At 62.5% G+C, this 25,107-nt stretch carries 19 protein-coding genes; 8 read left to right on the top strand and 11 right to left on the bottom strand.

Annotation, left to right across the window (positions count from 1 at the left end; translation table 11 throughout):
* Window positions 1-77: 77 nt before the first annotated feature.
* Both mmsA and pdxR read right to left on the bottom strand, forming a co-directional pair.
* A complete protein-coding gene (gene mmsA, locus K6T12_RS15825; protein WP_222223834.1) occupies window positions 78-1,607 on the bottom strand; it encodes a CoA-acylating methylmalonate-semialdehyde dehydrogenase in 1,530 nt (509 codons plus the stop codon).
* A 156-nt stretch (window positions 1,608-1,763) separates the two neighbouring features.
* Complete coding sequence (gene pdxR / locus K6T12_RS15820; RefSeq protein ID WP_255611808.1) at window positions 1,764-3,224, bottom strand: MocR-like pyridoxine biosynthesis transcription factor PdxR; 1,461 nt, start codon at window positions 3,222-3,224, stop codon at window positions 1,764-1,766.
* Between the two features lie 420 nt (window positions 3,225-3,644).
* On the opposite strand from pdxR, the gene gbdR reads away from it, so the two are divergent.
* Window positions 3,645-4,775, top strand: a complete 1,131-nt coding sequence (gene gbdR, locus K6T12_RS15815; protein ID WP_222223833.1) for a choline metabolism transcriptional regulator GbdR — start codon at window positions 3,645-3,647, stop codon at window positions 4,773-4,775.
* Window positions 4,776-4,819: 44 nt separating this feature from the next.
* On the opposite strand, the gene K6T12_RS15810 is transcribed toward gbdR, so the two are convergent.
* The 7 genes from K6T12_RS15810 to K6T12_RS15780 all read right to left on the bottom strand — a co-directional run bounded on the left by K6T12_RS15810 (window position 4,820) and on the right by K6T12_RS15780 (window position 12,820).
* Window positions 4,820-6,550: a formate--tetrahydrofolate ligase gene (locus K6T12_RS15810; RefSeq protein ID WP_222223857.1), complete on the bottom strand. Its 1,731-nt coding sequence runs from the start codon at window positions 6,548-6,550 to the stop codon at window positions 4,820-4,822.
* 79 nt (window positions 6,551-6,629) lie between these two features.
* On the bottom strand, window positions 6,630-7,538 hold the full coding sequence (locus tag K6T12_RS15805; protein ID WP_222223832.1) for a methylenetetrahydrofolate reductase: 909 nt from the start codon (window positions 7,536-7,538) through the stop codon (window positions 6,630-6,632).
* A 20-nt stretch (window positions 7,539-7,558) separates the two neighbouring features.
* Window positions 7,559-8,908, bottom strand: a complete 1,350-nt coding sequence (locus K6T12_RS15800) for a glycine cleavage T C-terminal barrel domain-containing protein (RefSeq protein WP_255611807.1) — start codon at window positions 8,906-8,908, stop codon at window positions 7,559-7,561.
* 196 nt (window positions 8,909-9,104) lie between these two features.
* Complete coding sequence (locus tag K6T12_RS15795; RefSeq protein WP_255611806.1) at window positions 9,105-10,118, bottom strand: TRAP transporter substrate-binding protein; 1,014 nt, start codon at window positions 10,116-10,118, stop codon at window positions 9,105-9,107.
* Window positions 10,119-10,400: 282 nt separating this feature from the next.
* Window positions 10,401-10,814: a CopD family protein gene (locus K6T12_RS15790; protein ID WP_222223831.1), complete on the bottom strand. Its 414-nt coding sequence runs from the start codon at window positions 10,812-10,814 to the stop codon at window positions 10,401-10,403.
* 100 nt (window positions 10,815-10,914) lie between these two features.
* Window positions 10,915-11,577 (bottom strand): fumarylacetoacetate hydrolase family protein, encoded by a 663-nt coding sequence (locus tag K6T12_RS15785; protein ID WP_222223830.1) that lies wholly within the window; start codon window positions 11,575-11,577, stop codon window positions 10,915-10,917.
* A 49-nt stretch (window positions 11,578-11,626) separates the two neighbouring features.
* Window positions 11,627-12,820 carry an MFS transporter gene (locus K6T12_RS15780; protein WP_222223829.1) on the bottom strand — a complete coding sequence of 398 codons (1,194 nt, stop codon included), beginning with the start codon at window positions 12,818-12,820 and terminating at the stop codon, window positions 11,627-11,629.
* 128 nt (window positions 12,821-12,948) lie between these two features.
* Between K6T12_RS15780 and K6T12_RS15775 the strand changes: the two genes are divergently transcribed.
* Window positions 12,949-13,833 (top strand): LysR family transcriptional regulator, encoded by an 885-nt coding sequence (locus K6T12_RS15775; protein ID WP_222223854.1) that lies wholly within the window; start codon window positions 12,949-12,951, stop codon window positions 13,831-13,833.
* Between the two features lie 511 nt (window positions 13,834-14,344).
* Here the strand turns inward: K6T12_RS15775 and K6T12_RS15770 are convergent.
* Window positions 14,345-15,307 (bottom strand): RsmB/NOP family class I SAM-dependent RNA methyltransferase, encoded by a 963-nt coding sequence (locus tag K6T12_RS15770; protein WP_222223828.1) that lies wholly within the window; start codon window positions 15,305-15,307, stop codon window positions 14,345-14,347.
* A gap of 91 nt (window positions 15,308-15,398) precedes the next feature.
* Between K6T12_RS15770 and ppnP the strand changes: the two genes are divergently transcribed.
* Window positions 15,399-15,680 carry a pyrimidine/purine nucleoside phosphorylase gene (gene ppnP, locus K6T12_RS15765; RefSeq protein WP_222223827.1) on the top strand — a complete coding sequence of 94 codons (282 nt, stop codon included), beginning with the start codon at window positions 15,399-15,401 and terminating at the stop codon, window positions 15,678-15,680.
* Window positions 15,681-15,944: 264 nt separating this feature from the next.
* Complete coding sequence (gene serA, locus K6T12_RS15760; RefSeq protein WP_222223826.1) at window positions 15,945-17,177, top strand: phosphoglycerate dehydrogenase; 1,233 nt, start codon at window positions 15,945-15,947, stop codon at window positions 17,175-17,177.
* A gap of 66 nt (window positions 17,178-17,243) precedes the next feature.
* Here serA and K6T12_RS15755 read toward each other — a convergent pair whose 3' ends face one another.
* Window positions 17,244-18,209: an alpha/beta hydrolase gene (locus K6T12_RS15755; protein ID WP_222223825.1), complete on the bottom strand. Its 966-nt coding sequence runs from the start codon at window positions 18,207-18,209 to the stop codon at window positions 17,244-17,246.
* A gap of 125 nt (window positions 18,210-18,334) precedes the next feature.
* On the opposite strand from K6T12_RS15755, the gene K6T12_RS15750 reads away from it, so the two are divergent.
* The 4 genes from K6T12_RS15750 (at window position 18,335) to K6T12_RS15735 (ending at window position 24,890) form a co-directional block, all read left to right on the top strand.
* Window positions 18,335-18,754, top strand: a complete 420-nt coding sequence (locus K6T12_RS15750; RefSeq protein ID WP_222223824.1) for an acyl-CoA thioesterase — start codon at window positions 18,335-18,337, stop codon at window positions 18,752-18,754.
* 61 nt (window positions 18,755-18,815) lie between these two features.
* Window positions 18,816-22,061, top strand: coding sequence for a mechanosensitive ion channel domain-containing protein (locus tag K6T12_RS15745; RefSeq protein WP_222223823.1), 3,246 nt, complete (start codon window positions 18,816-18,818; stop codon window positions 22,059-22,061).
* Window positions 22,062-22,128: 67 nt separating this feature from the next.
* A complete protein-coding gene (locus K6T12_RS15740) occupies window positions 22,129-22,482 on the top strand; it encodes a DUF4870 family protein (RefSeq protein WP_222223822.1) in 354 nt (117 codons plus the stop codon).
* A gap of 230 nt (window positions 22,483-22,712) precedes the next feature.
* Window positions 22,713-24,890 carry a malate synthase G gene (locus K6T12_RS15735; protein ID WP_222223821.1) on the top strand — a complete coding sequence of 726 codons (2,178 nt, stop codon included), beginning with the start codon at window positions 22,713-22,715 and terminating at the stop codon, window positions 24,888-24,890.
* The last annotated feature ends 217 nt before the right edge of the window (window positions 24,891-25,107 follow it).

Raw genomic sequence — 25,107 nt, 5'->3', positions numbered from 1 at the left:
ACTCACAAAACAAAAAAACCGGCACCACCGAAGTGGCGCCGGCCAGGCAGGGTGCTTACCCCTAGAAACTGGCCCGATCAGCTGGCCACGCAGCTACGTACGCCGCTGTCGGTCTTGGCGGCTGCCGGCTGACCCGCTTTCGGGTCGACGACACGCACCGTGGCAACCTTGTTCTGGGTGAAGAAGTCGATCCCCTCCTTACCCTGCACCTTGTTGTTACCCACCAGCGAGTCCTTGATACCGCCGAACGGCATATACGGATGCGGCGCGCAGATGCCGACGTTGACGCCGACCATGCCGACATCCGCCTCGTTGATGAACTTCTCGATGTAGTAGGCGTTCTGGGTGAAGATGCAGGCACCGTTGCCCATCGGGTGGTTGCGGATCATCCGCAGCGCACCGTCGATGCAGCCGACCTTCATCACGCTCAGTACCGGACCGAAGATCTCTTCGCGGGCGATCTGCATGCAGGGGGTCACGTCGGTGAACACGGTCGGGCCGACGAAGTAACCATCTTTGTTGGCATCCGCCAGCTGCGGGTTGCGGCCATCCAGCGCCAGGGTGGCACCACCTTCGACACCGATGTTGATGTAGTTCTCAATGCGTTCCTTGGCACGGCTGGAGATTACCGGCCCCATGAACACGTCCGGATTCAGCGCGTCGCCGACAGTCACCTTCCTGGAGGCTTCCAGCAGCCGCTCGACGAACTCGTCGTGGATCTCCGGTACGCAGGCGATATTGGACACCGCCAGGCAGCGCTGGCCGGCGGAACCGTAGCCGGACATCAGCACGTTGTCGATCAGCAGATCCATCGGCGCATCTTCCATCACCGCCAGGAAGTTCTTGGCACCGCCCAGCAGCATGGTTTTCTTGCCGTTGCGGCCACAGCCTTCGGCGATCGCCTTGGCGGTCGGCGAGCTGCCGACCAGACAGACACCGGCGACGTTTTCATCGTCATACCAGGCTTCCACCACCTCACGGTCGCCGTGCACCACGTTGACCACCCCTTTCGGCAGACCGATATCCACCAGCAGCTGCATCAGCTTCTGCATGAACAGTGGCGATTCGGTGGACGGCTTATAGACAAAGGTGTTGCCGGTACCGATAGCGAACGGGATGAACCAGCCGAATACCAGCGCCGGAAAGTTGAACGGCGCCACGCCGCAGAACACGCCCAGCGGCGCCTTGTAGATACGACCGCTGATATTGTTGGCGATACCGCTGATGGTCTCGCCCTGGATCAGCGCCGGGATGGTGCAGGCCATCTGCAAAATCTCGATCACCCGCTGCACTTCGCCACGAGCCTCGGCGATATGTTTGGCCTGGTCCAGCGCGATCGCCTGGGCCAGTTCTTCCTTACGGTTGACCATCTCCGATTGCATCGCGAACAGGAAATCCATCCGCTTCGGCAGCGGGGTATCGCGCCAGGCCGGGTAGGCTTCCGCCGCCGCCGCCACCGCGGCTTTGGAGGTGCTGGCATTACCCAGCGGCACCTGGCCGATCTGGGCGCCGGTGGAGGGGTTGTACAGCGGCGCCGTCGGCAGCTGGCGCTGCTCGATCCATTCGCCGTTGATATGGTCGCGGATAACGATCTCTGAGTTGCTCATACGCTGAATCCTGTTGCCGACGGCGTACCGTCGCTCGGTTGAACGATGGATCCAGTGTAGGGAGCCGACCGGTCGGCGCAGAGCACCAGTTGAACAACGCAGCGGCGGCCAACTGATACCCTACCTTCGGATGAGTATGGAGCCAGTAGCCGCTTCTCAGTTACCCACAGGGCTGTGGATAAGTTCCGCCAAGCGGCGGATACCGGGCTCGATCCGCTCCGCCGGGATCGAGCTGTAACCCAGTTTGAAGCAGTTCTGCGGCGGGTTGGTCGAATAATACACCTCGCCCGGTTCGATCAGGATTCCCTGCTGGCGCGCCTGTTCGGCCAGCTGCCGGCTGTCGAGCGAAGCCGGCCCCTCCACCCAGTAGGAGGAACCACCGAAACTGGGTGGATTGGAGCTGTCCGGCAGATGTTGATGCAACGCCTCGGCCATCAACCGCCAGCGCTCCTTGTAGACCAGCGCCTGCTTGTTGATCAACTGGTCGTAATAGCCGCGCGAGATGAACAGCGCCACGGTGCGCTGGTTGTTCATCGGCGCATGGCGCATCATCAGCCGGCGCAGCGCGTGCACCTCGCGGATCAGGGTTTCGTCGGCCACCATGTAGCCCAGCCGCAGGCCCGGCGCCAGGGTCTTGGAAAAGCTGCCGACATAGATCACCCGGCCACCGTGGTCGATGCTCTTCAGCGCCGGACAGGGGGTGGCGGTGAAGTTGGCTTCCGCCTCGTAGTCGTCCTCGATGATCAGGAAGTCGTGCTCGGCCGCCGCCGCCAGCAGCTGCTTGCGGCGCGCCAGCGACATGGTCACGGTGGTCGGGAACTGGTGGCTGGGGGTGACGTAGACGCAGTCGCATGAGGCCAGCCGCTGGTCCACCCGCATCCCCTCGTCGTCCAGCGGGATCGGCACCAGTTCGGCCGGCCGGCTGGCGGCGATATTGCGCACATCGACATAGTTCGGATCCTCGATCGCGAACCGGTCGCCCGGCTTCAGTACCAACTGGGTCACCAGGTAGACCGCGTGCTGGGCGCCGCAGGTGATCAAAATCTGCTCCGGCCGGGCCCAGATACCGCGGCGCGGCAGGATATGGGTCTGGATATGCTCGATCAGCATCGGGTCGTCCAGCAGCTGGTCGGCGGCCCAGTTGCCGACCGCCGCCTCGGTCACCGAATCGCGGCAGCACTCGCGCCACTGCTGGATCGGAAAGCTCTGCGGGTCGAACTGGCCGTAGACGAATGGGTACTGATAGCGCTGCCAGTGCTGCTGCTTGACGATATTGCGTTGCTCGCTGGGGCGCTGATGCAGGAAGCGCTCCCAATTGACCTGTTCGGTCGGCTCGACCGGAACCGGTTCCGGCACCGCCTGGGGGCGGAAGTCGGGATTGACGAAATAACCGCTGCGCTCACGTGACAAGATCACCCCGTCGGCCAGCATCTGCTCGTAAACCCGGATCACGGTGTTGCGCGACACCCGCAATAGCTGCGACAGCTTACGGGTCGACGGCAGCGGCATATCAGCGGGGATATTGCCGTTAAGGATCGCTGCGGTCAGCTGGGAACGGATCTGTTGTTGCAGGCTGCGGCCGCTTTCCGGCTCGAGGTGGAACAGGTGAAACACCATCTCTTCATTCGCTCCACGGGTTGAATGGCTCGAGTATGAAGGCCGTTTACGGGACGGTCAAACAGCACCGCCGGCCCGCAAACGGCATTATATCTGGCCTGAGAACGCGCCCGGCAGAATAACCGGGATGAAAGCGCCAGGTCTTAAACGATGCTGCTTTCCGGTTCCTATCAGGCGGTTGAAAATCGCTGTGATGGCAACGCAGGCGTTTTTTAGACAGCCGGCAAAGAACAGATAAACCCATTCCGGTATACATTTTTGGGTAGCGGATATTCTCTGTTTTGCCCGCGCATCGTCGCTCTCGGACGACCCGGCAGGAATGTTTGTCGTTTTTGGATAACTTTTTGGCGGCCGGGGTTTCTATACTCGGATACAGGTGCCGCAACGGCGCTGCGAGTGGAATGACAAGGAGGGGGCGCAATGACCGAACTCTCTGGCACCGGGGACAGATCCCAACCCTATCGGGTCGGCTTTTTACTGGTCGACAACTTCACGCTCATCGCCCTGGCGACCGCAATCGAGCCGTTGCGCATGGCCAACCAGATAGCTGGCTCTGAGATCTATACTTGGCAGTTGCTGTCGGTGGACGGCCAGCCTGCGCGTGCCAGCGATGGTATTGCCATGCTCCCCGACGCCGCCATCTCCCACCGGCAACGCTTTGACCTGGTGATCGTCGTGGCGGGGGTCGATGTGACCCGCAGCTATTCGCGCCGCGAACTGACCTGGTTGAAAGCCATGGCGCGCCAGCGGACGTCGATGGGCGCAGTCTGTACCGGCGCCTATGTGCTCGCCAGTGCCGGTCTGCTGGACGGCTACGGCTGCAGCACCCATTGGGAGTGCCTGGCCGCCATGCGGGAAGGATTCCCCAAGGTCCATTGCAACGATCGCCTCTATACCCTGGAGCGCGACCGGATGACCTGTACCGGCGGCAGCGTGCCCCTGCACATGATGTTGAATTTCCTGGCTCGCCGACACGGCAAGGCGCTGGTCGACGCGGTGTCCGATATGTTTATCTGCGACCGGGTGCGAGAGGCAACCGAGCAGCAGCCCATGTCGCTACGCCAGCAACTGATGAGCTCCCAGCCCAAGCTCGCCGAGGTGGCCCAACTGATGGAGGCCAACATCGAGGAACCCCTGGCGCTGCAGGAGTTGGCCCAACTGGCCGGGGTGTCGCGACGGAAACTGGAACGCTGGTTCCTCAAGCACCTCGGCTGCAGTCCCTGGCGTTACTATCTGAAGCTGCGCCTGGCTCGGGCTCGGCGGCTGCTGAAACAGACCGCCTGCCCCATTGTGGAGGTCGCCTCCATGTGCGGGTTTGTCTCCGCCACCCATTTCAGCCGCTGTTATCGAAAATACATGGGCATTGCGCCCCGAGCAGAACGGCTCATGACTTGCGAAGACCCGCCTCCTGTTGATCCGCAGGCCGAACCCTTGGAAGAGGTGTTTTCCGCTTCACGTCATGCATTGCGCAAGGCGCGCGTCGAGCCAACCTATGGCGTGTGCGACAGCAGCAGGATTTCTCAGGCCGCTGACCGGGTGACGAAAGGGTGAGAGACTGCCGGGATATCGGCTGGCGTCTGCCGACACCCATGCGTCTACGAAAGCCCGATCACCCGCCCTTCCCGATCCAGTGAGATGTCCAGCGCCGCCGGGCGGCGGGGCAGACCGGGCATGGTCATGATGTCGCCACAGAACACAACCACGAAGCCGGCACCGGCGCAGAGACGCGCCTCGCGTACCGGCAGGGTGTGACCTCGGGGAGCGCCGCGCCGTTTCGGGTCAGCGGAAAAACTGTATTGGGTTTTGGCGATGCAGACCGGCAGGTGCCCGAAACCGAGTTGTTCATACTCTTCCAGTTGTCTCCGTGCCTGTGGCGCAATCTCTACGTCTGCCGCACCATAGAGCCGGGTAGCCAGGGTGTGGATTTTCTCCGCCAGCGGCATGTCGTCCGGGTAGAGCAAGCGAACGTCGTGCGGCTCGCTCGCCAGCTGATCCATCAATGCCCGGGCCAGTTCAGTGGCCCCGTCGCCGCCCTTCGCCCAGTGTTCTGCCACCACCGCTGTCACGCCCCATTGCGCGCACAGTGTTTCCAGTAACGCCAGTTCCTGGCGGCTGTCGCCGGGGAACCGGTTGATGCACACCAGGGGATCGAGGCCGAATTGCCGCAGGTTGTTGATGTGCTGCTGCAGATTTACGCTGCCGGACTTCAGCGCCAGGATGTCGGGAGCCTGCAGCTGGCTGGCACTGACACCACCATGCATTTTGAGTGCCCGTACCGTACATACCAGCACCACCGCATCCGGACGCAGTCCGCTTTGTCGGCATTTGATATCGATAAACTTCTCCGCGCCCAGATCGGCACCGAAACCGGCCTCGGTCACCACCACATCGTTCAGCGCCAGAGCCGCGCGCGTGGCGATCACCGAGTTGCAGCCATGGGCGATGTTGGCAAAGGGACCGCCGTGTATGAATACGGGGTTGTGCTCCAGGCTTTGCGCCAGGTTGGGCTGCAAAGCATCCTTGAGCAGTACCGTCATGGCGCCTTCGGCACCCAGTTCCGCGACCCTGACCGGCGACAGATCACGGCGCCGGCCCACTATGATCCGGCCCAACCGTCGACGCAGATCCGACAGATCTTCCGCCAGGCACAGAATGGCCATGATCTCCGAGGACACCGTGATGTCGAAGCCGGACTCCCGAGGTGTACCGTGCGCCGGTCCGCCGAGGCCCGTCAGGGTGTGACGGAGCGTGCGGTCATTGAGATCCATCACCCGCCGCCAGCTGACCCGGTGCGGATCCAGATCGGCTTCATTACCCCAGTGAATATGATTGTCGATCAGCGAGGCAAGCAGGTTGTGGGCCACGGTGACGGCGTGAAAGTCGCCGTTGAAGTGCAGGTTGATATCTTCCATCGGGATCACCTGGGCGCGGCCGCCACCGGTGGCCCCGCCCTTCATGCCGAAGCAGGGCCCCAGTGAGGGTTCGCGCAGGCAAACCGACGCACGGACGCCGAGCCGGTTCAGTCCGTCGTTCAGCCCCACGCTGGTGGTGGTCTTGCCTTCGCCGGCGGGGGTGGGCGAGATGGCGGTCACCAACACCAGCTTACCCTGTCTGTCGGGCTCGTTGCGCTGGCAGTGGCCAAGATTGAGCTTAGCCTTGTAGTGACCGAACGGGATCAGGCTGTCGGCGTTCAGGCCCCAGTGTTGTTGCGCGAGCAGCAGTATGGACTGGGGTTGTACCGCCCGGGCAATGTCGATATCGGGACTACCCGGCGGAGGCAGTGGAGTATCGTCGGTGGTGCGGTTTTGCAGTTCGTTTTGCGGCATGCTCACGGCGATTTCCCCTTTTCCATGCGGGTGCGCGGGGGCACCCTGCTTTGACTGTCACAACGCTTCATTTCGACAGCTACGAACTTTTTCTCTGCGGCTCGTCCCGCAGCCGATGCAACCAGTGAGCGGCGCTTTCCAGCCCGCCGAAGGTGAACAGGTGCATGCCCGCCAGCTGCGTCCCCGGATGCGTCAGGTAATGCTGTGCCAGCGCCTCAACCACGCCGTCCGGTTTCCAGCAACTCAGCAGGCGGGCAGCACCGGGCGTGCGCCGGAGCAGCCGGGCCGAAACCCCCACCCCGCAATGAGCGGCGTAGGCCAACAGGGTTCGGATGCGCGTAGGACCCGGCAGGCCACAATACACCGGCAGCGGCTGTGTGCTGTCATCAAACCGGGCCAACCAGTCCGTGAAGCTGGTTGCATCAAAGGCGAACTGGGTCACCACCCAGAGCCGGGCACCCGTGCTGCGCGCATAGTCCCGCTTGGTTTCCAGCGCCTGCATCAGGGCTTTTTCATTGACGAATGGGTGGCCATCGGGGTGTCCGGCGATTCCCAACTGATGAAAACCCTGCTCAGCCAGGAGGCCGCATTGCAACAGGTCCAGCGTGTCCCGGAAGGGCCCGGCGGGCCGCTCGACATCGCCGGCAATCAGCATCAGCTGCCGGGCGCCGGTTGCGTGCAGGCGCGACAGTCGCTCACGCAGTTCAGCGCGACTGCTCAACCGACGGGCCGCCAGATGGGGCACCGGTTGCAACCCATCGGCCAGCAATTGTCGGCAGGCCGCCAGGATGTCATCGAAGCGGGTCTGAGGCAGGCTGGGCAGATAGACAGCCGTGCCGGCCGGCAGCAGCTGCGCCACCGGCGGTGTCTGCGATCCCAGAATTCGCCCGGTGGTGACTTCGACAGAAGCGGTTCGCGCCAGCCTGCGGACGACAGCGGCGGTTTCGTCAACCGCCGACTGCCCCCAGGGTTCTTTGAACAGTTTCATGACATTTTCGCTCGCGTGCATCAGTCCGCGAAGTCGATCCCCTTGGCCCGGGCCCGCTCGCGGGCATTGGGGTTGACCGAGGGGCGGAACGGAACTTCGACCACTTGCGCGTCCACCTCCGTGGCGCCGTATTCGACCGGCAGCCGGACGGTCAGTGCGGTGCCGATACCGCGCATCTCCCAGGGCACATAGGCCAGGGCGATATTGGTGTTCAGCTCCGGCGAATACCAGGGGGAGGTCACATAGCCCACCGCGGCCCCGCTGTCGGGGTGGCCCACCAGCCAGAAATCGTTGGCGTAGTCGGTCACCTCTGCGCCGCCGAAACGCAGCCCCACCATGGTCAGCAGAAACGGCGGAGTGCCCGCTTCAATCTGTTGGCGAACCGCTTCCAGTTTCCGCTTGCCGATATAGTCCGCCTGTTTGTTTCGCGGCACCTGGTAGGCAAGGTTGCACTGAAACGGCAGGGTTTCCTGATCGAGATCCTGGCCCCAGGAGAGTATGCCGGCAGCGATACGCCGGTGGTGCGCCGGGGCGATCACCCGGAGGTTGTGTGCTTCTCCGGCCTGGAGCACGGCGTACCACAGATCCTCGGCATAGCGGGTGGCGTCATAGAGGTAGATTTCGTAGCCCTTTTCGCCGGTGAAGCCGGTCTGGGAGACAATGACGTCCCGGCCGGCCACCTTGCCACGCATCAACCCGTAGAAGGGGATCTTGCGCACCTCGTCGCCGAACAGATCGACCATCAGCGCCTCGGATTTCGGGCCCTGAATCTGCACCGGGGCCACGTCGATTTCGGCGATGCTGACGTTGTAACCCAGTCCCAGGTTGACGCCGCGCAGCCAGAGTTCCAGGTCGCTGTCGGACACTGAAAACCAGAATTCGTCTTGCGCCAGGCGGAGCAGCACGGGGTCATTGAGAATGCCGCCGTCCTCGTTGCAAAGAATGACGTACTTGCCGTGCATGGGGTTGATTTTGGTGGCGTCACGGGTGATCACATAGTTCACAAAGGCTTCGGCGTCCGGTCCCTTGACCTGGATCTGCCGTTCCACGGCCACGTTCCAAAGGGTGACGTCATTGACCAGCGACTGGTATTCCACCATGGCGCCACCGTCTTCGGGACGCACGTAACCACGCGGGTGGTACATGCGATTGTAGACGGTGGCACGCCAGCAACCGGCCTCGTAGGCCAGATGCCAGTAGGGTGATTTGCGCACGCGGGTGGAAATAAGCATCTCCACCGGTGTCGGGCCGGACTGGCGCAGGTTGATGGGCACGCGGCGGCCGGTCTGGTCGATACTCGCGGGTTGGCGGGCCGCGCCGGCGCGCTGCTGGGGGAAATCCATCAGTGCGTGTTCGAATTGAATGGCCATCTCTGTCTCCCGTTGATCATCTGGGTGGCTGATGGCTTTAATGTGGTCGGGGTTGGCGGGCGAGACTGGTAGCGGTACGACACTCAATAGACCAAAAGCGGCAAGCAGTCTGCTTGCTGCTTGCCGCTGTTAGCTTTCAGGTGACTTTCGAAGGATTGTCAGACTGGCCACAGGAGCCTGTTTAAAAGCCGGCGCTTTAAAGCTCTTCACGCCCCAGCGCGCGCAGGACCCGGTTCAGCTTCTCCTTGCCGCCGATGCTGTCGTAATGCTTCGGCCAGACCTGGCCGATCGCCCGTTCGGCCCACTTATCCTCGTCCACCGGGGTATCGATCTGCATACCGTACTTGTTGACCAGCTCGTCGCGGATACCGGCCTCTTTCCGTTGCAGCCAGTCGATACTGTAAGTGGTCGCTTCCTTACCGGCATCCACCAGCAACTTTTGCATCTCCGGACTCTGCTGCTGGAACAGCGCCTCGGAGATCACCAGCGGCTCCAGCAGGAACAGGTAGTGCAGGTCGGCGATATACTTCTGCACCTCCTGGAACTTCATCGAGTAGATGGTGATGTACGGGGTGTCCTGGCCATCGACCACCCCCTGCTGCAGGGCGGTGAAGGTTTCCGCCCAGGCCATTGGCGTCGGGTTGATACCCCAGGCCTGGTAGGTGTCGATCATGATCTCGTTCTTCGGCACCCGCACCACCAGCCCCTCAAGATCCTCGAGACGCTTGATCGGCTTCTTGGAGTTGCTCAGCACCCGGAAGCCGGAGAAGGTCCAGCCCAGGATACGGGCACCGGCATCGCGCACGGTATTGGCCACCAGTTCGTCGCCGATCGGCCCCTGCACGAGGGTACGCGCCTCGTCGACGCTGCGGATCAGGTAGGGCATCGACAGCGCCCCCAGCGACGGCGAGAACGGCGTCAGGTTGTTGCTGGCCAGGATCGAGAAGTCCAGGATGCCGATCGCCACTTCGTTGACGGTATCCTGCTCGGAACCCAGCTGACCGTTCAGGAACAGCTTCATCTGGTAGTTGCCGTCGGTCCGCTCGGACACCAGCTCGGCGAACTTCTTGCCCAGCGCCTCCTGGGCGCTACCGCCACCGTCGCCCACCGCCACCTTCCAGCTGGTTCCGGCCAGGGCCGAGCCGCTGGCAGCCAGCATCATGCCGATAGCCAGCAAAACCGCTGTTAACACTCTGTTTTTTAATTTCATCGCTGCACCTGACATGTTTATTTTCGCTGTCGGAACCTTGTTCCCAGATTCGGTAAAGAGAAAGGCCGGGTTCAATTAACAGAACGGGTTTCTGATTAAACGATTAGCAGCCGCTGCTGTGGCCGGCGAGTAATGGTCGTATCCAGTTGCCCAGGAATATGAGGGCACGCAAAACCGGGTCACGACCAAAGTATGAGTAACAGGGGCACGGCTTGCCACAGGCGGAAGGCAGACCGGGAATGATTTAGCCGGCGCCCTTGCGGCCCCGGCTATCAGAAAGACTCAGAACGGTTTGACCACCACCAGGATCAGGATCGGGATGAAGATCAGCAGCGGCAGTTCGTTGAACAGCCGGAAGAAGCGTCCGCTGCGGTCCAGGGTGCCGGCACGCAACTTCTTAAGATAGGCCAGGCACCAGTGGTGATAGCCGATCAGCAACACCACGAACGCCAGTTTGGCGTGCAACCAGCCGCCGCTGAAGCCCCAGCCCAGCCAGAGCCAAAGGCCCAGCGCCAGGGTGAACAGCATCATGATGTTCATGAAGCCGTACAGTTTGTTGGCCATGATCTCCAGCCGGGAGACATCCTGGCCCGCCTCGCGCCCCTCGACATAGTGCACGAAGATCCGCGGCAGATAGAAAATACCGGCCATCCAGCTGGTCATGGCCAGAATATGAAAGGTCTTCACCCAAAGCATCGGCGGCTCCATGAACGAATCTGTTACCTTTTAGGATGCAGTCATCCTACAGTGGCGCCGAGTGTACCGCCCGGCGCCGTAGATACCAAGGCAACCGATCTCAACGGGCGGAGGTGTCGACCTTCAACAGCTCCACCAGCTCGACCTGCAACTGGTCGCCCGGCCGTACCGGGCCGACCCCGGCCGGGGTGCCGGTCAGCACCACATCGCCGGGATTGAGGGTGAAGAAACGCGAGATATAGCTGATCAACGGCAGTACCGGGTTCAGCATCTGGCTGCTGTTGCCATCCTGACGCACCTCGTCGTTGACGGTCAGCCGGATCTGCACGTCCTGCAGATCCGCCACCGCCTGCGGCGCCAGGAACGCGGACAGCGGGCAGGCGCCGTCGAAGCTCTTGGCCTTCTCCCAAGGGTGACCGGCTTTCTTCAGTTCGCTCTGCAGATCGCGCAGGGTCAGGTCCAGCCCCAGGCCGATACCGGTGATCGCCCCAGCCGCCTGCTGCTCGTCGGCATCGGTCAGGGTGTCGCCGATCAACACCGCCAGCTCGGTCTCGAAGTGCACCTCGCCCAGGTCGCGCGGCAGCCGGAACGGCTCGGCCATCGGCACCACGCTGCTGGCCGGCTTGATGAACAGCAGCGGCACGGTCGGTACCGGATTGTTCAGCTCGGCGGCATGATCGGCGTAGTTGCGGCCGACACAAACCACCTTACCCAGCGGCCACGGACACTCGCGACCATCGACAAACTGATGCTGGTATTCCATCTTCGATTCCTCTGTGAACAGCGTGATTGCCGGGCAGCAGTCTACCAGATCAGGCGGTGACCGCCGCATCGCGACGGCTTAAGTAGAGCCACAGCGACAGCCCCAGCGTCAGGCTCAGCACCAGCCAGGAGCCGATCACCACGCCCTGCCAGCCGGCCCACTGCCAGAACGGATCCAGGTAGAAACCACCACTGCTGGCCCCCAGGTAGTAGAACAGCAGGTACAGCGACGAGGCGCTGGCGCGGGCCCGCTGGGCGTTATGGCTGACCCAGTTGCTGGCGCTGGAGTGAGCGATGAAGAAACCGAAGGCGTTGATCAGGAAGCCGAGGATGATCGCCCAGACCGCCGGGATCAGGGTCACCAGCGAGCCGGCCATCAGGATCAGCACGCCGCCGGCCATCACCAGCGGCGGCGGCAGGTGGCCAACCAGGCGGCCGGACAGCGCCGAGCCGAGGGTGCCGCTCAGGTAGGTCAGGAACAGCATGCCCAGCAGGCTGGCCGGCAACTGGTAGGGCTCGCCGGCCAGCAGGAAGGTGGCGTAGCTGTACTGGTTGATGAAAATGAAGAAGTTGAAACCGCCGATCAGATAGGCCGCCAGCAGCAGCGGATTACGCAGGTGGCCGATCAGGTCCTGCAGCATCAACCGGGGCCGTAGCGCCTGCGGCTGGAAATTTCGGGATGGCGGCAGCAACCAGACGAACAGCGCCAGGCAGACCAGGCTGATCAGCGACATCACCAGGAACGCATCGCTCCAGCCGAGCCAGTCGCCGACGAAACCACCCACCAGCCGGCCACCGATGCCGCCCAGGGTATTGCCGCTGATATAGAGCCCCACCGCAACAGTGAGCGCACGCTTACTGAACTCATCGCCCATATAGGCGATGGCAATCGCCGGCAGCCCGCCGAGGCAGACGCCCTGCAGCGCCCGCAGCAGCAACAGGCTGTGATAATCGGAGGTCTGCGACAGCAGCAGGGTACAGAGCGTGGCGCCGGCCATGCTGGCCAACATGATCCAGCGCCGCCCCAGGGCATCGGACAACGGTCCGTAGCACAGCAGCGACAGCCCCAGCATCAGGGTGGTGATGGTGAAGCTCCAGCCCGCCTGCAGCGCCGACACCTGGAACGCCTCTGCCAGCATCGGCAGCAACGGCTGGGTGACGTAGACGTTGGCGAAGATCATGAACGAACCGAACGCGAACGCCAGAGACGCCCGCCTGAATGCTGTCGAACCCGCTTCGATCATGATTGCCTCTACCCGGTCTGTGCGGTGCTGATGCAGCCGCTGATGTGATGCAGGCAAAGGTAGCAATCGGTCTCAAATCATAGAAATATATAATTCTGATCAATTCCATAACGGACGCTTATCAAATGCTGGATCTGAAACAGCTGCGTTATTTCCGTGCCGTGGCCGCACAGCAGAGCTTCACCCGCGCCGCCGAACAGCTGCATGTCGCCCAGCCGGCGGTCAGCATGGCGATCCGCAAGCTGGAGCAGCAGCTGGAGCTGACCCTGTTCCACCGCCAGGATCGCGGCATCAGCCTGACCGACGAAGGTAAGCGTTTACTTCACCATGCCGAGCGCTTGCTGCAGGCGGCCGACGATGCCGAGCTGGAGATGCGCGAACTGAAGGGGTTGCGCCAGGGCGAGGTGCGGGTCGGCATCCCCAGCATGCTGGGCTCCTATTACTTCCCGCCGATCCTGATGGCGTTCCACCACCGCTATCCGCAATTGCGGCTGTCAGTGGTCGAGGGCGGCACCTGGCAGCTGCAGCAGATGCTGGAGCGCGGCGAGCTGGACCTGGGGGTGATCGTCGCCGAATTCGTGCCGCCGGAACTGACCGCCGAGGTGTTCCTGCGCGAGCAGATGCTGGTCACCGTCGGCCGCCAGCACCCCTATGCCACGCTGGCGCAGGTGGAGCTGGAGCAGTTCTTCAGTGAAGAGCTGGTGATGTTCAAGGAGGGCTACTTCCACCGCAAGGTGGTCGACCGGCTGGCGGCGGAGGCCGGCACCCAGCCGAGGATCGGTTTCGAGACCAACCTGATCCCGCTGATCAAGTCGATCGTACGGCAGGGCTTCGGCATCTCCACCCTGTTGGGGATGGTGATTCAACCCGACGACGAGCTGGTCACCATCCCGTTTGCCGAGCCGGTCTGGCTCGACCTGTCGATCGCCTGGCGCCGGGAGGGCTACCTGTCGCACGCCAACCGCGCCTTCGTCGAGTTCCTGCGCGAACAGCGCCCGCCACCGGCCGATTAAAGGTTCTTCACGGATTAGCGGGAAACATATCTACGTCAGTCATAAGCTTGCCGCTGGCCCCCTGTCTACGCCGACTCTGAGCGACCTGGCCGGCCGCTCCCTAGCACGGTTCGATACAGTGGCGATCAGGCAAAAAGCTGTCTGAGCGAGGTACGCGCGAGTCCCCCCTGGCCCTAATAAAGAGCGCCAGCCGATGGATCGGACCGCGCAGCCAAACTCAAGGGCATAAACGCAGGATCAGACGCACAGTGGAGGCAAGCGGGATTGTAGGGGAGCGCCCAGCTGCGGGCGGCCAGCTGCGGGCGGCCAGCCGGCGGTAGCCCCTGCGCGGGCCGCCTTGACCCGCCAGCCGGCGCAACCCCAGATCGAATACAGATGACAGCCGAATTGGCAGGCCACAGGGCGTATGCTTCCCACTTACAATCACCCGGCCTGGTATTACTGCTGCAATCAACTGGTTCGAGATTTTCACGCTAACCTGCGAAGAACCTAACTAGATATCAAAGCACAATCAGAATGATCGGTGCTTGCGGAGCTTGGAGATATAGAAACCGTCCATCTCGGCGCTGGGCAGGATCCGCACCGTGCGCTCGACCTGTGGATCCAGCGTCTTCTTACCCCACTGAGTGACACCGGGCAGCCAGTTGTCGAACGGCAGCTCGACCGGCTCCACCTCGATCGCATCACCGAACTTGTGCAGTTGGGCGTGGACGATCATCTCGTCCTCCTCCGGCGACAGCGCGCAGGTGCAGTAGATCAGGCAGCCGCCCGGTTTCAGGCTGTACAACGCCGATTGCAGCAGCCGCTTCTGCTTGTGGGCGGTCTCCTTGACCTTACGCGGACTCCAGTGGGCCCAGCTGGCCGGATCGAGCCGGCTGAAACGGGCCTCGGAGGAACAGGGCGCGTCCAGCAGCACCCGGTCGAACATCTCCGGGCACTTGCTGCCCACCGAACGGCCGTCGGTCAGGTAGGTGCGCACCATGCTGGCACCCTGCTGTTCCAGGTTGGCCTTCAGCTTGAAGTAGCGCCCCTTGACCGCCTCCACCGCATTCAGGGTGCCGCGATTGTCCATCATCGCCGCCATCAGCAGGGTCTTGCCGCCCGGCGCGGCGGCCAGGTCCAGTACCGTCTCCTCCGGCTGCGGCGCCAGCAGCAACGGCGCAATCATGCTGGACAGGTTCTGGATGTAGATCCGGCCATCGTAGAACGCCGCCGTCTCGGTCAATGCCCGGCGCTGGCTGTTGTCCATCAGCGTGAACGCCCCCTGGAACCAGTCCACCGGCTGCAGCTGGAAGCCCTCCGCTTCCAGTTCGGCACGTACCTCGTCGATGCCGGCCTTCAGGGTGTTGACCCGAAAGCTGGTCGGCTTCTCCACGCAGTAGCTGGCCCGCACCGCGTCCAGGCGATCGGCGGGCACCAACTGCTCCAGCTTGGCGAGGAACTCTTCTGGCAGCGGCGGCAAAATGTCAGTCATAGCAGTATCCATCGTTGCAGGAGGGCGCTATTTTAGACAACCTGCCGCGCCGGCTCTATCGCCCGGCGAGAACTAATCAGGAGAACATGTGATGTTGAAGGTAAACGAATATTTCAATGGTCAGGTCAAATCGATCGGCTTCGAGAACAGCGAAGGCCGGGTGACCGCCGGAGTGATGGAAGCGGGCGAATACGAGTTCGGCACCAGCGAGAACGAGCTGATGAAAGTGGTTTCCGGCGAGCTGATCGTCAAGCTGCCGGGCTCCGAACTGTTCCAGAGCTTCCCGGCCGGCAGCGAGTTCAAGGTCGCCGCCGGGCAGACCTTCCAGCTCAAGGTGGAGCAGACCAGCGCCTACCTCTGCTTCTACGGCTGATTTTGCAGCCAGGCCGCCCGGGGTTTACCGCTGGGCGGCCATAACCCCTGCCGCCCTGCCCCTGCTACACTCAATAACCGTCCCCCGAACAGCACTGGGCCACCCCCGATCGGTAGCTTCATTCACGCTAAGTTGAATAACTTTCCACCAATTAGTCTAGGACCCGCGACCTATTCATATTGGCCTGTGCTAACATAAGCGCCCAATTTTCGCCGATTGCACCGGCGGCTCTGCTGCCGGTAAACAGAGAACAGAGTTCGAGAAATGAGCCAACAGACTTCCCTGGATAAGAGCAAGATCAAGATCTTGCTGCTGGAGGGCGTGCATCAGTCTGCGATCGACACGCTGAACGCGCACGGCTATACCAATATCGAGTTCCATACCGGTTCGCTGCCGGAAGAGCAGCTGCTGGAGTCGATTCAGGATGCCCACTTCATCGGTATCCGCTCCCGTACGCAACTGACTGAAAAGGTGTTCGAAGCCGCCAAGAAACTGGTCGCCGTAGGCTGTTTCTGCATCGGCACCAACCAGGTCAACCTGCAGGCCGCTACCGAGCGCGGCGTGGCGGTGTTCAACGCGCCTTACTCCAACACCCGTTCGGTGGCCGAGCTGGTGCTGGCCGAAGCGATCATCCTGCTGCGTGGCGTGGCTGAGAAAAACGCCAAGGCACACCGTGGCGAGTGGCAGAAATCCGCCAAGAACTCCTACGAGATCCGCGGCAAGAAGCTGGGTATCGTCGGCTACGGCAGCATCGGCTCCCAGCTGAGCGTGCTGGCCGAATCGCTCGGTATGGAGGTCTACTTCTACGACGTGATCACCAAGCTGCCGCTCGGGAACGCGACCCAGATCGGCTCGCTGCCGGAACTGCTGGGGATGTGCGACATCATCTCGCTGCACGTACCGGAAACCGCTTCCACCAAGGATATGATGGGCGCCGAACAGTTCGCCCAGATGAAGGATGGCTCGATCTTCATCAACGCCGCCCGCGGTACCGTGGTGGTGATCGACGAACTGTGCAAGGCACTGGCCTCCGGCAAGCTGCTGGGTGCAGCGGTCGACGTGTTCCCGGTAGAACCGCGCACTAACGCCGACGAGTTCGTCTCGCCGCTGCGTGAGTTCGACAACGTGATCCTGACCCCGCACGTCGGCGGTTCCACCATGGAAGCGCAGGAAAACATCGGGTACGAAGTCGCCGAGAAGCTGGCCAAGTACAGCGACAACGGTTCCTCCATCACCTCCGTCAACTTCCCGGAAGTGGCACTGCCGGAGCACCCGCACGTGCACCGTCTGCTACACGTCCACCAGAACGTACCGGGCGTGCTGACCGCGATCAACACCGTGTTCTCGGAGAACGACATCAACATCTCCGGTCAGTACCTGCAGACCAACGACAAGATCGGTTACGTGGTAATCGACGTCGATGCCGACTACTCGGAACTGGCCCTGGAGAAGCTGAAACAGATCAAAGGCACCATCCGCTGCCGTCGCCTGTTCTAACGGCTCTCCCGACTGACATGAAAAGCGGCTCCCTGAGCCGCTTTTTTTGTTTCTTAATGGCCCCGCTCAATGCAGTGCCAGCGCGTTGTGCTCCGGCCGCATCGCGCCCTGCAGGATCTTGAACAGCCGCTGTTGGTACGGCGGGCTCTCGTTGATCAGCTGGTGGCGGGCCCCCTCAATCAGCGCGACCCGGCAGGCCGGATAGAGCCGACTCAACACCGCCAGGTTATGCGGCCAGTCCACCGTGCCATCCTCCAGCCCCTGCACAACCAGCACCTCGCCCGGCAACGGCCCGGCCAGCTCGACCCGGCGCTCCCACGCCAGCATCGCCGCGATCCAGTCCACCGGAATCCGGTTGTGCTGCAAGGGATCCTGCTCGCGGACGAAATGCAGGTAACGGGCATCGTGGCTGTTGACGCTGTAGAAGCGCGCCACCGTCCGCAGCAGGTACTTCAAGCAGTGATACTTGGTGCGAATCGAGCGCCACTGTGCGGGCCGGATCAGCGGCGCCAGCAGGATCCGCCGCGCCAGGGGCCATCGGCCGGTATCGCCAAGCAGCAGCTGCTGCATGATGACCACCGCCGCACCGGTACTGAAACCGATCAGGTAGCCAGGCCCGGACAGACGCTCCTGCAACCGCTGGATCAGCTCACCGAGCTGACAGCCATAGCGGGAGAAGTCGTCAATCCAGTAGCGTGGCCCCTCGGACAGGCCATGGCCGGGCAGGTCGTAACAGAGCACCCGGAAGCGATGTCCCAGCAGTGCGGCGATCAACGGTTGGTAGAGGCCTGTGTGCTCCATATAGCCGTGCACCACCAGGGCGCAGCCGATCGCCGGCTGCAATGGCGAAAACAGCTGCACGCAGAGCCGACTGCCATGACAGTCGAGCAGCCCGAGCCGATGCTCGCCAAGCGGCTGCAACCGATCCAGCCGATAGTGCCGGCAGTACGGCTGCAGGGCCGCAGCCGGATGGCACGGCGCACAGTCAAATTCGGGTATCAGACCGGCTAGCGACTGCGGATTAAAAGACACCTGCTCACCCCCTGTCGGCTGACCGAGCGACAACAATGCTACTACTGTAGCCAAAAGCTCCGGCGACGCTTTCCAACTTTGCTAAAAAACCGTATGTTGACGGTTCGCCAAGCCTGGAGTCCGCTATGAGCCATCCTCAGAACACCGATCGCAAACTGCTGCATAGCTGTGTGCTACCGCTTCGTTGGGGGGATATGGATGCCTACGGCCACGTCAATAACGCGATGTATATGCGCTATCTGGAGGAAGCCCGCTGCCAGATGCTGGCAGCGATGGATGTGCAGCTGGAGGGCAGCCGTCTGGCACCGGTGATCATCAACGTCGGCTGCACTTTCCTGCGCCCGCTGATCTACCCGGATACCGTCACGATCCACTGCTACGGCAGTGAACCGGGCCGCAGCAGCTTCATGTCGACCTACGAGATCTTCAGCGAAGCCCAAGGCGGCCAGAAGGTCAGCGAGGGCTATGCCAAGATCGTCTGGATGGATCATCAGACCGGCAAATCGGTACCGCTGCCGGACCATGTCCGTGGCCAACTCGACTAGTCTCAGCCCGCCCCCTCCGCTCAGGCAGGATTCAGCCAGGTATTGCCACCTTTAGGCCACTATGAAGCTATCGCCACTCGCCCCGCTGATACTGTTGTTGCTGCTGGTCCAACTGCTGTGGGCCCCGCTCGTCCAGGCCGATATCGACGACGAGCTGAAGGCCGCCCGCGAGCAGCTCAGCCGGCTGGACCCGGAAGAGCCGTCCCTGCAGCCGCTGCGCGACAACTATCAGCAGGCGATCAACGCCCTGCAAAACGCCCAGAAGTACGAAGCCAAGGCGCTGCAAACCCGCCAGCTGATCGAGCGACTACCGGACCAAACCCAACGCCTGCAGCAGCAACTGGCCGAGCCCGGTGCCGAACCTGAGCCAACCGATTTCAGCGCTATCGAGCTGGCCGTGCTGGAACAGCAGCTGACTCTAGGCAAGGCCGAGCTACTGGAATTGGAGCGTGAAGCGATGCTGTTGGAACAGCAGCTGCAGCAGAGCGACCAACGCCAGGTCAGTCTGCAGGAACAGCTGGCCCAGTTGCGCCAACAACGCCAACCGGTGACGCCGAGCACACCGTCATCCGCCGTCAAAGGCCGTGACAGCGAAGCGGTCCAGCTACTGCATAACGCCTTGTTCAGCGAGCGCACCGCACAGATCCAAGCCCTGGAGCTGGAGCTGCTGGCACTGCCGGGCCGACGCGAGCTGGCCGACCTGAACCTGCGCCTGCTGCGCCGCCAGATCGACAGCAAGCAGGAGCGGCTCGGCCAGATCGAGGACAACATCCAACGGCGCCGCCGGCAGGAAGCCGAGCAGGCGATCAGTGCGCTGGAAAGCGGCCCGGCATCGGATGAACACCCGTTGCTGAGCGAAGCACGCCAGCAGAACCAGCTGCTCAGCCAGCAGCTACGCGAAGCGATCGTCGCCAGCGAAGGGCCGCGCCAAAGCCGCGCCACGCTGAACGAGCAACTGACCAAGCTGGGCGACAACTACCGTAACATCCAGCAGCAGCTGGAGTTGAATATCGGCTATATCGGCAGCGATCTTCGCCGCCTGATCCTGCGGCTGACCCAGCCGATCGACACCCGCACCACACTCGGCCAGATCAACAACCTGCGGCTGCGCAACCTGGAGATGAGCCAGCAGGCAACACAGCTGCAGACCGACCTGGCGGGCCAGCCGATCATCCCCGGTACCGAACTCAGCAGCAGTCAACGCCAGCAATACCTGGAGCTGATGCGCGACCGCCAGGCGCTGCGCACCCGGCTACTGGACGCCCGCCAGCAGCAGATCAACGAACTCTCCCAGCTGTTGGCGGTCCAGCAGCAGTTCAACGAACAAACCCGCAGCAGCCGCGAGTTGCTCAACCGCCACCTGCTCTGGGTGCCGAGCGTGGCCACCATCGGCCTGGACTGGCCGGCGGCCGTCGCCGATAACCTCCGTCTATTGCTGCAGCACGGCCACGAAGCACTGGCCAGCGCCCCGCTACGCTGGCACGCCCCCCTGGCTGCCTGTCTCGGCGGCATCCTGCTGTTGGCACTGCTGTCCTGGCAGTTGGCCCGCTACAAGCGCACCCGCCAGCGGCTTTGGCACCAGCAGATCGGCAATGTACGCCACGACAGGATCAGCCATACCCTGGCCCTGCTGACCTTCGCGCCGCTGATCGCTCTGCCGTTGCCGGCGCTGCTGTGGGCGCTGTCGCGTTATGGCGTGAATCCGGCCTATACCGACGCTGACGCCCTGCGCAACGCGCTACAGGCCTCCGCGCTGCTGCTGTGGCTGGGCCATACCCTGCATATCTGGCTGCGCGTACCGGATGGCCTGTTCAGCGCCCACTTCGGCGTGCCGGCCAACCTGGCCACACTGCTGCGCCGCCGAGTCGTCAGCATAGTGCTGCTGGCGATACCGCTATTAAGCGCCCTGCTGCTGATCGATCAGATCGGCCTGGGTGAGCTGCGCTACGGCATCGGTCGGTTGCTGCTGATCGTACTGTTCGGCCTGCTGCTGCTGTTCTGGCTCGACCTGTGGCGAGTGGCACCGGCTATCAACCAGCTCAGCCGCGGCGATGCCTGGTGGAAACGGGCCAAGGTCTGGCTCAGCATGCTGGCGCTTTTCCAGCTGGCGATGATCGCGCTGGCGCTGTGGGGCTACCTGTTCACCGCCGGGGTGCTGACCCGGCTGCTGTTCGACGCGCTGGCCCTGCTGTTCGGCGTGTTCCTGCTCTATCGGCTGGGCCGTCGCTGGTTGTTGGTAGAGGAGCGCAAGCTGGCGTTCAGCCGTGCGCTGGCCCGCCGTGCCGAAATCCTGGCTGCCCGCGAGAAGAACGAAGAGGAGCCGCCGCTTGAGGAGAACTACCTGGACCTGCAGACCATCTCCGACCAGGCATTGATGCTGCTGAAAGCGGCGGCGGTGTTGCTGCTGTTCAGTCTGCTCTGGCTGGTACTGGGTGACATGCTGCCGACACTGGACGTGCTGGACAACGTCGAACTCTGGTCCAGCAGTATCAGCACCGCCGAAGGCACAGTGCTGGAGGCGATCTCACTACAGGACCTGCTGTTTGCCGCGCTGGTACTGGCGATGAGCCTGCTGGCGGCCTACAACCTGCCCGGTCTGCTGGAACTGCTGATCCTGCGACACCTGCCGCTGGCGCCGGGCAGCGGCTATGCGATCACCTCGCTGGTCAAATACCTGCTGATCCTGGTCGGCATCCTGAGCGGTTTCAGCCAGCTCGGCGTGGCCTGGGAGAAGCTGCAGTGGCTGGTTGCCGCACTCAGCGTCGGTCTCGGCTTCGGTTTGCAGGAGGTGGTCGCCAACTTCGTCTCCGGCCTGATCATCCTGTTCGAGAAACCGGTGCGGATCGGCGATACGGTGACCATCGGCGGCCTGACCGGCACCGTAACGCGGATCCAGATCCGCGCCACCACCATCGTCGACTGGGACCGCAAGGAGGTGATCATCCCGAACAAGACCTTTATCACCGACCAGCTGGTCAACTGGTCACTCAGTGATGCGATCACCCGGGTGGTGATCCCGGTCGGCCTGGCCTACGGCTCGGATACCGAGCTGGCGCACCAGTTGTTGCTGCAGAGTGCCGCCGGTAATCCGCGGGTATTGCCAGAGCCGGCGCCGGAAGCTTATTTCCTCGGCTTTGGTGACAGCACCCTGAATTTCGAGCTGCGGATCTATGTCAGCGCCATGGCGGACCGGCTACAGGTGACTCACGAGCTGAACGGCGCTATCGATAGTGCCTTCAAGGCCCACAAGATCGATATCGCCTTCCGCCAGCTGGACGTGCACCTGCACCGGGCAACGAAAAAGTAACCGCCGGGAGATCAGATACTGGATATACTGAATGACCGAGCAACCATCGACAGGGAGTCTATTCAACGTGAACGACATTACCGACATCAGCAAGGACAAGACCGGTCAGGTTAAACTGATCTACGTCCTCTACCTCGCCTCACTACTGCTGGGGATCACCGGCCTGGTCGGCCTGGTGATGGCCTACGTCTACCGGGAAAACAACGGCGGCATCGAGGAAAGCCATTTCCGGTACCAGATCCGCACCTTCTGGATCGGGCTGCTCTACTCGCTGGTCTGCGCGCCGCTGCTGCTGATCCCGCTGCTCGGCATGCTGCCCTACCTGCTGATCACCATCTGGTTCATCTGGCGCGCCATCAAGGGGCTGAAACTGGCCTCCGCCGGCCAACCGGTCAGCAACCCGGCCAGCTGGCTGGTCTAAGCGGTCGTATTCACGGCGGCCCGGGGGCTCTCCCCGGGCCCACCAGAGCCTGTTTCCCGCCTCCTCCCTTTACCGGATCCGCTTCATACTTTAGGCGCGGATAGGGCGACAGTGCCGGTCATTTTGGTTACTGTTGCATAGCACAAATCCGTCCGCGGATACGCTAAAAATAATCAGCTTCCGGTTGCCTCACGCCGGAAGCCGGGCATTTATAACAGAGGCATATCACTATGAGCCAAAGGGTACAGACCGGCGACCTGCAGGTTGCACAGGTTCTCTACGATTTCATCAACAACGAAGCGCTGCCGGGTACCGGTGTCAGCAGCGACCAGTACTGGTCCGCGTTCGACGCCATCGTTCACGACCTGGCACCGCGCAACCGCGAGCTGCTGAGCAAGCGCGACCAGCTGCAGGCCCAGATCGACGCCTGGCATAAGGAGCGCAACGGCCAACCGTTCGATTTCGCCAGCTATAAAGATTTCCTGCAGCAGATCGGTTACCTGCTGCCGGAAGGCGACCCGTTCACCGCCAGCACCAATAATGTCGATCCCGAAATGGCCACCATGGCCGGCCCGCAGTTGGTGGTGCCGGTGATGAACTCCCGTTTCGCGCTGAATGCCGCCAACGCGCGCTGGGGCAGCCTGTATGACGCGCTGTACGGCACCGATGCGATCGCCGAAACCGGCGGCGCGGAAAAAGGTGCCGGCTACAACCCGGCCCGCGGTGCCAAGGTGATCGAATTTGCCCGTGAATTCCTCGACCAGGCCGCGGCGTTGGCGGACGGTTCTCACAAGGACTCCGCCGGCTACAGCATCAAGGATGGCAAGCTGCAGGTGGTGCTGCGCGACGGCAGTGAAACCAGCCTGGCCGACGCCAGTCAGCTGATCGGCTATCGGGGCGAAGCCGGCAACCCGTCGGCGGTGCTGTTGAAGCACAACGGCCTGCATATCGAGATCCAGATCGACCGCACCAGCCAGATCGGCCAGAGCGATGCCGCCGGCATCAGCGACCTGCTGCTGGAAGCGGCGCTGACCACCATCATGGACTGCGAGGACTCGGTGGCCGCGGTCGATGCCGACGACAAGGTGCTGGTCTACCGTAACTGGCTCGGCCTGATGAAGGGCGACCTGACCGAAGAGGTCAGCAAAGGCGGCCAGACCTTCACCCGTCGAATCAACGCCGACCGCGAGTACAGCGCACTGGATGGCTCCAGCCTGTCGCTGAAAGGCCGTAGCCTGATGTTCGTGCGCAACGTCGGTCACCTGATGACCAACGGCGCGATCCTGGACCGGGACGGTAACGAAGTGCCGGAAGGGATCATGGACGCCCTGGTTACCACGCTGATCTCGGTCCACGACCTGAAGGGCAACAGCCCGTTCAGCAACACCACCACCGGCTCTATCTATATTGTGAAGCCGAAGATGCACGGCCCGGAAGAGGTCGCCTTCGCCAACGAACTGTTCGGCCGGGTTGAAGACGCCCTGGGCCTGGCGCGCTTTACGCTGAAAATGGGGATCATGGACGAGGAGCGCCGCACCACGGTGAACCTGAAGGAGTGTATCCGTGCCGCCAAGGAGCGGGTGGTGTTTATCAACACCGGCTTCCTCGACCGGACCGGCGACGAGATCCACACCTCGATGGAAGCCGGCCCGATGATCCGTAAGGGCGATATGAAGCAGGCCGCCTGGATCAACGCCTACGAGAACTGGAACGTTGATATCGGCCTGGAGTGCGGCCTCAGCGGTCGCGCCCAGATCGGCAAAGGGATGTGGCCGATTCCGGACCAGATGGCCAACATGCTGCAGGCCAAGATCGGCCACCCCCAGGCCGGCGCCAACACCGCCTGGGTGCCCTCACCGACCGCTGCTGTACTGCATGCGCTGCACTACCATCAGGTCGACGTATTCGCCCGCCAGCAGGAGCTGCGCAGCCGTGGTCGTGCATCGCTGGACGACATCCTGACCATTCCGGTGGCGGAGAACCCCAATTGGTCGGCCGAAGAGATCCAGCAGGAGCTGGACAACAACGCCCAGGGTATCCTCGGCTACGTGGTGCGCTGGATCGACCAGGGCGTCGGCTGCTCCAAGGTGCCGGACATCAACGATGTCGGCCTGATGGAGGACCGTGCCACCCTGCGGATCTCCAGCCAGCACATCGCCAACTGGCTGCACCACGGCATCTGCAGCAACGAGCAAGTACTGGAAACCCTGCAGCGGATGGCCGCCGTGGTCGACCGCCAGAACGAAGGCGACCCGGCATACCGGCCGATGGCTGCCGATTTCGACGCCAGCGTTGCCTTCCAGGCCGCCTGCGAGCTGGTATTCGAAGGCTGCGCCCAGCCGAACGGCTATACCGAGCCGGTGCTGCACCGCCGCCGCCTGGAGGCCAAAGCCAAGTTCGGCGCCTGAAACAACTAGCAACTAAAAACCGGGGCACAGCCCTAATGCCGATCAGTTAAGCTCTTTAACTTGCTGATCAGGCAAGAGAAAATCCGGAATCCACGTTAAGGGTTCCGGATTTTTTTATGCATTTCAGTCAGGCAGTGGATGCCATCTCTCGCGTTTCTCCCGACCAATTCGCTTCGTTGTCTGAAGTGCTCTCCCCGGAGTTGATCGAGCAGTGCCT

It is taken from the genome of Marinobacterium arenosum, from assembly GCF_019795155.1.
GTDB lineage: Bacteria > Pseudomonadota > Gammaproteobacteria > Pseudomonadales > Balneatricaceae > Marinobacterium_C > Marinobacterium_C arenosum.
The sequence above is the reverse complement of the archived record's forward strand: the minus strand, read 5'-3'. Positions and strand labels throughout refer to the sequence as shown.

What these genes read in the sequence shown, in the direction of transcription:
- K6T12_RS15800 (WP_255611807.1), bottom strand. Translation starts at nt 8,908, where the DNA reads ATGGCCATTCAATTCGAACACGCACTGATGGATTTCCCCCAGCAGCGC.
- K6T12_RS15790 (WP_222223831.1), bottom strand. Translation starts at nt 10,814, where the DNA reads ATGCTTTGGGTGAAGACCTTTCATATTCTGGCCATGACCAGCTGGATG.
- K6T12_RS15795 (WP_255611806.1), bottom strand. Translation starts at nt 10,118, where the DNA reads ATGAAATTAAAAAACAGAGTGTTAACAGCGGTTTTGCTGGCTATCGGC.
- gbdR (WP_222223833.1), top strand. Translation starts at nt 3,645, where the DNA reads ATGACCGAACTCTCTGGCACCGGGGACAGATCCCAACCCTATCGGGTC.
- mmsA (WP_222223834.1), bottom strand. Translation starts at nt 1,607, where the DNA reads ATGAGCAACTCAGAGATCGTTATCCGCGACCATATCAACGGCGAATGG.
- K6T12_RS15810 (WP_222223857.1), bottom strand. Translation starts at nt 6,550, where the DNA reads ATGCCGCAAAACGAACTGCAAAACCGCACCACCGACGATACTCCACTG.
- K6T12_RS15770 (WP_222223828.1), bottom strand. Translation starts at nt 15,307, where the DNA reads ATGACTGACATTTTGCCGCCGCTGCCAGAAGAGTTCCTCGCCAAGCTG.
- K6T12_RS15745 (WP_222223823.1), top strand. Translation starts at nt 18,816, where the DNA reads ATGAAGCTATCGCCACTCGCCCCGCTGATACTGTTGTTGCTGCTGGTC.
- pdxR (WP_255611808.1), bottom strand. Translation starts at nt 3,224, where the DNA reads ATGGTGTTTCACCTGTTCCACCTCGAGCCGGAAAGCGGCCGCAGCCTG.
- serA (WP_222223826.1), top strand. Translation starts at nt 15,945, where the DNA reads ATGAGCCAACAGACTTCCCTGGATAAGAGCAAGATCAAGATCTTGCTG.
- K6T12_RS15750 (WP_222223824.1), top strand. Translation starts at nt 18,335, where the DNA reads ATGAGCCATCCTCAGAACACCGATCGCAAACTGCTGCATAGCTGTGTG.
- ppnP (WP_222223827.1), top strand. Translation starts at nt 15,399, where the DNA reads ATGTTGAAGGTAAACGAATATTTCAATGGTCAGGTCAAATCGATCGGC.
- K6T12_RS15780 (WP_222223829.1), bottom strand. Translation starts at nt 12,820, where the DNA reads ATGATCGAAGCGGGTTCGACAGCATTCAGGCGGGCGTCTCTGGCGTTC.
- K6T12_RS15735 (WP_222223821.1), top strand. Translation starts at nt 22,713, where the DNA reads ATGAGCCAAAGGGTACAGACCGGCGACCTGCAGGTTGCACAGGTTCTC.
- K6T12_RS15785 (WP_222223830.1), bottom strand. Translation starts at nt 11,577, where the DNA reads ATGGAATACCAGCATCAGTTTGTCGATGGTCGCGAGTGTCCGTGGCCG.
- K6T12_RS15805 (WP_222223832.1), bottom strand. Translation starts at nt 7,538, where the DNA reads ATGAAACTGTTCAAAGAACCCTGGGGGCAGTCGGCGGTTGACGAAACC.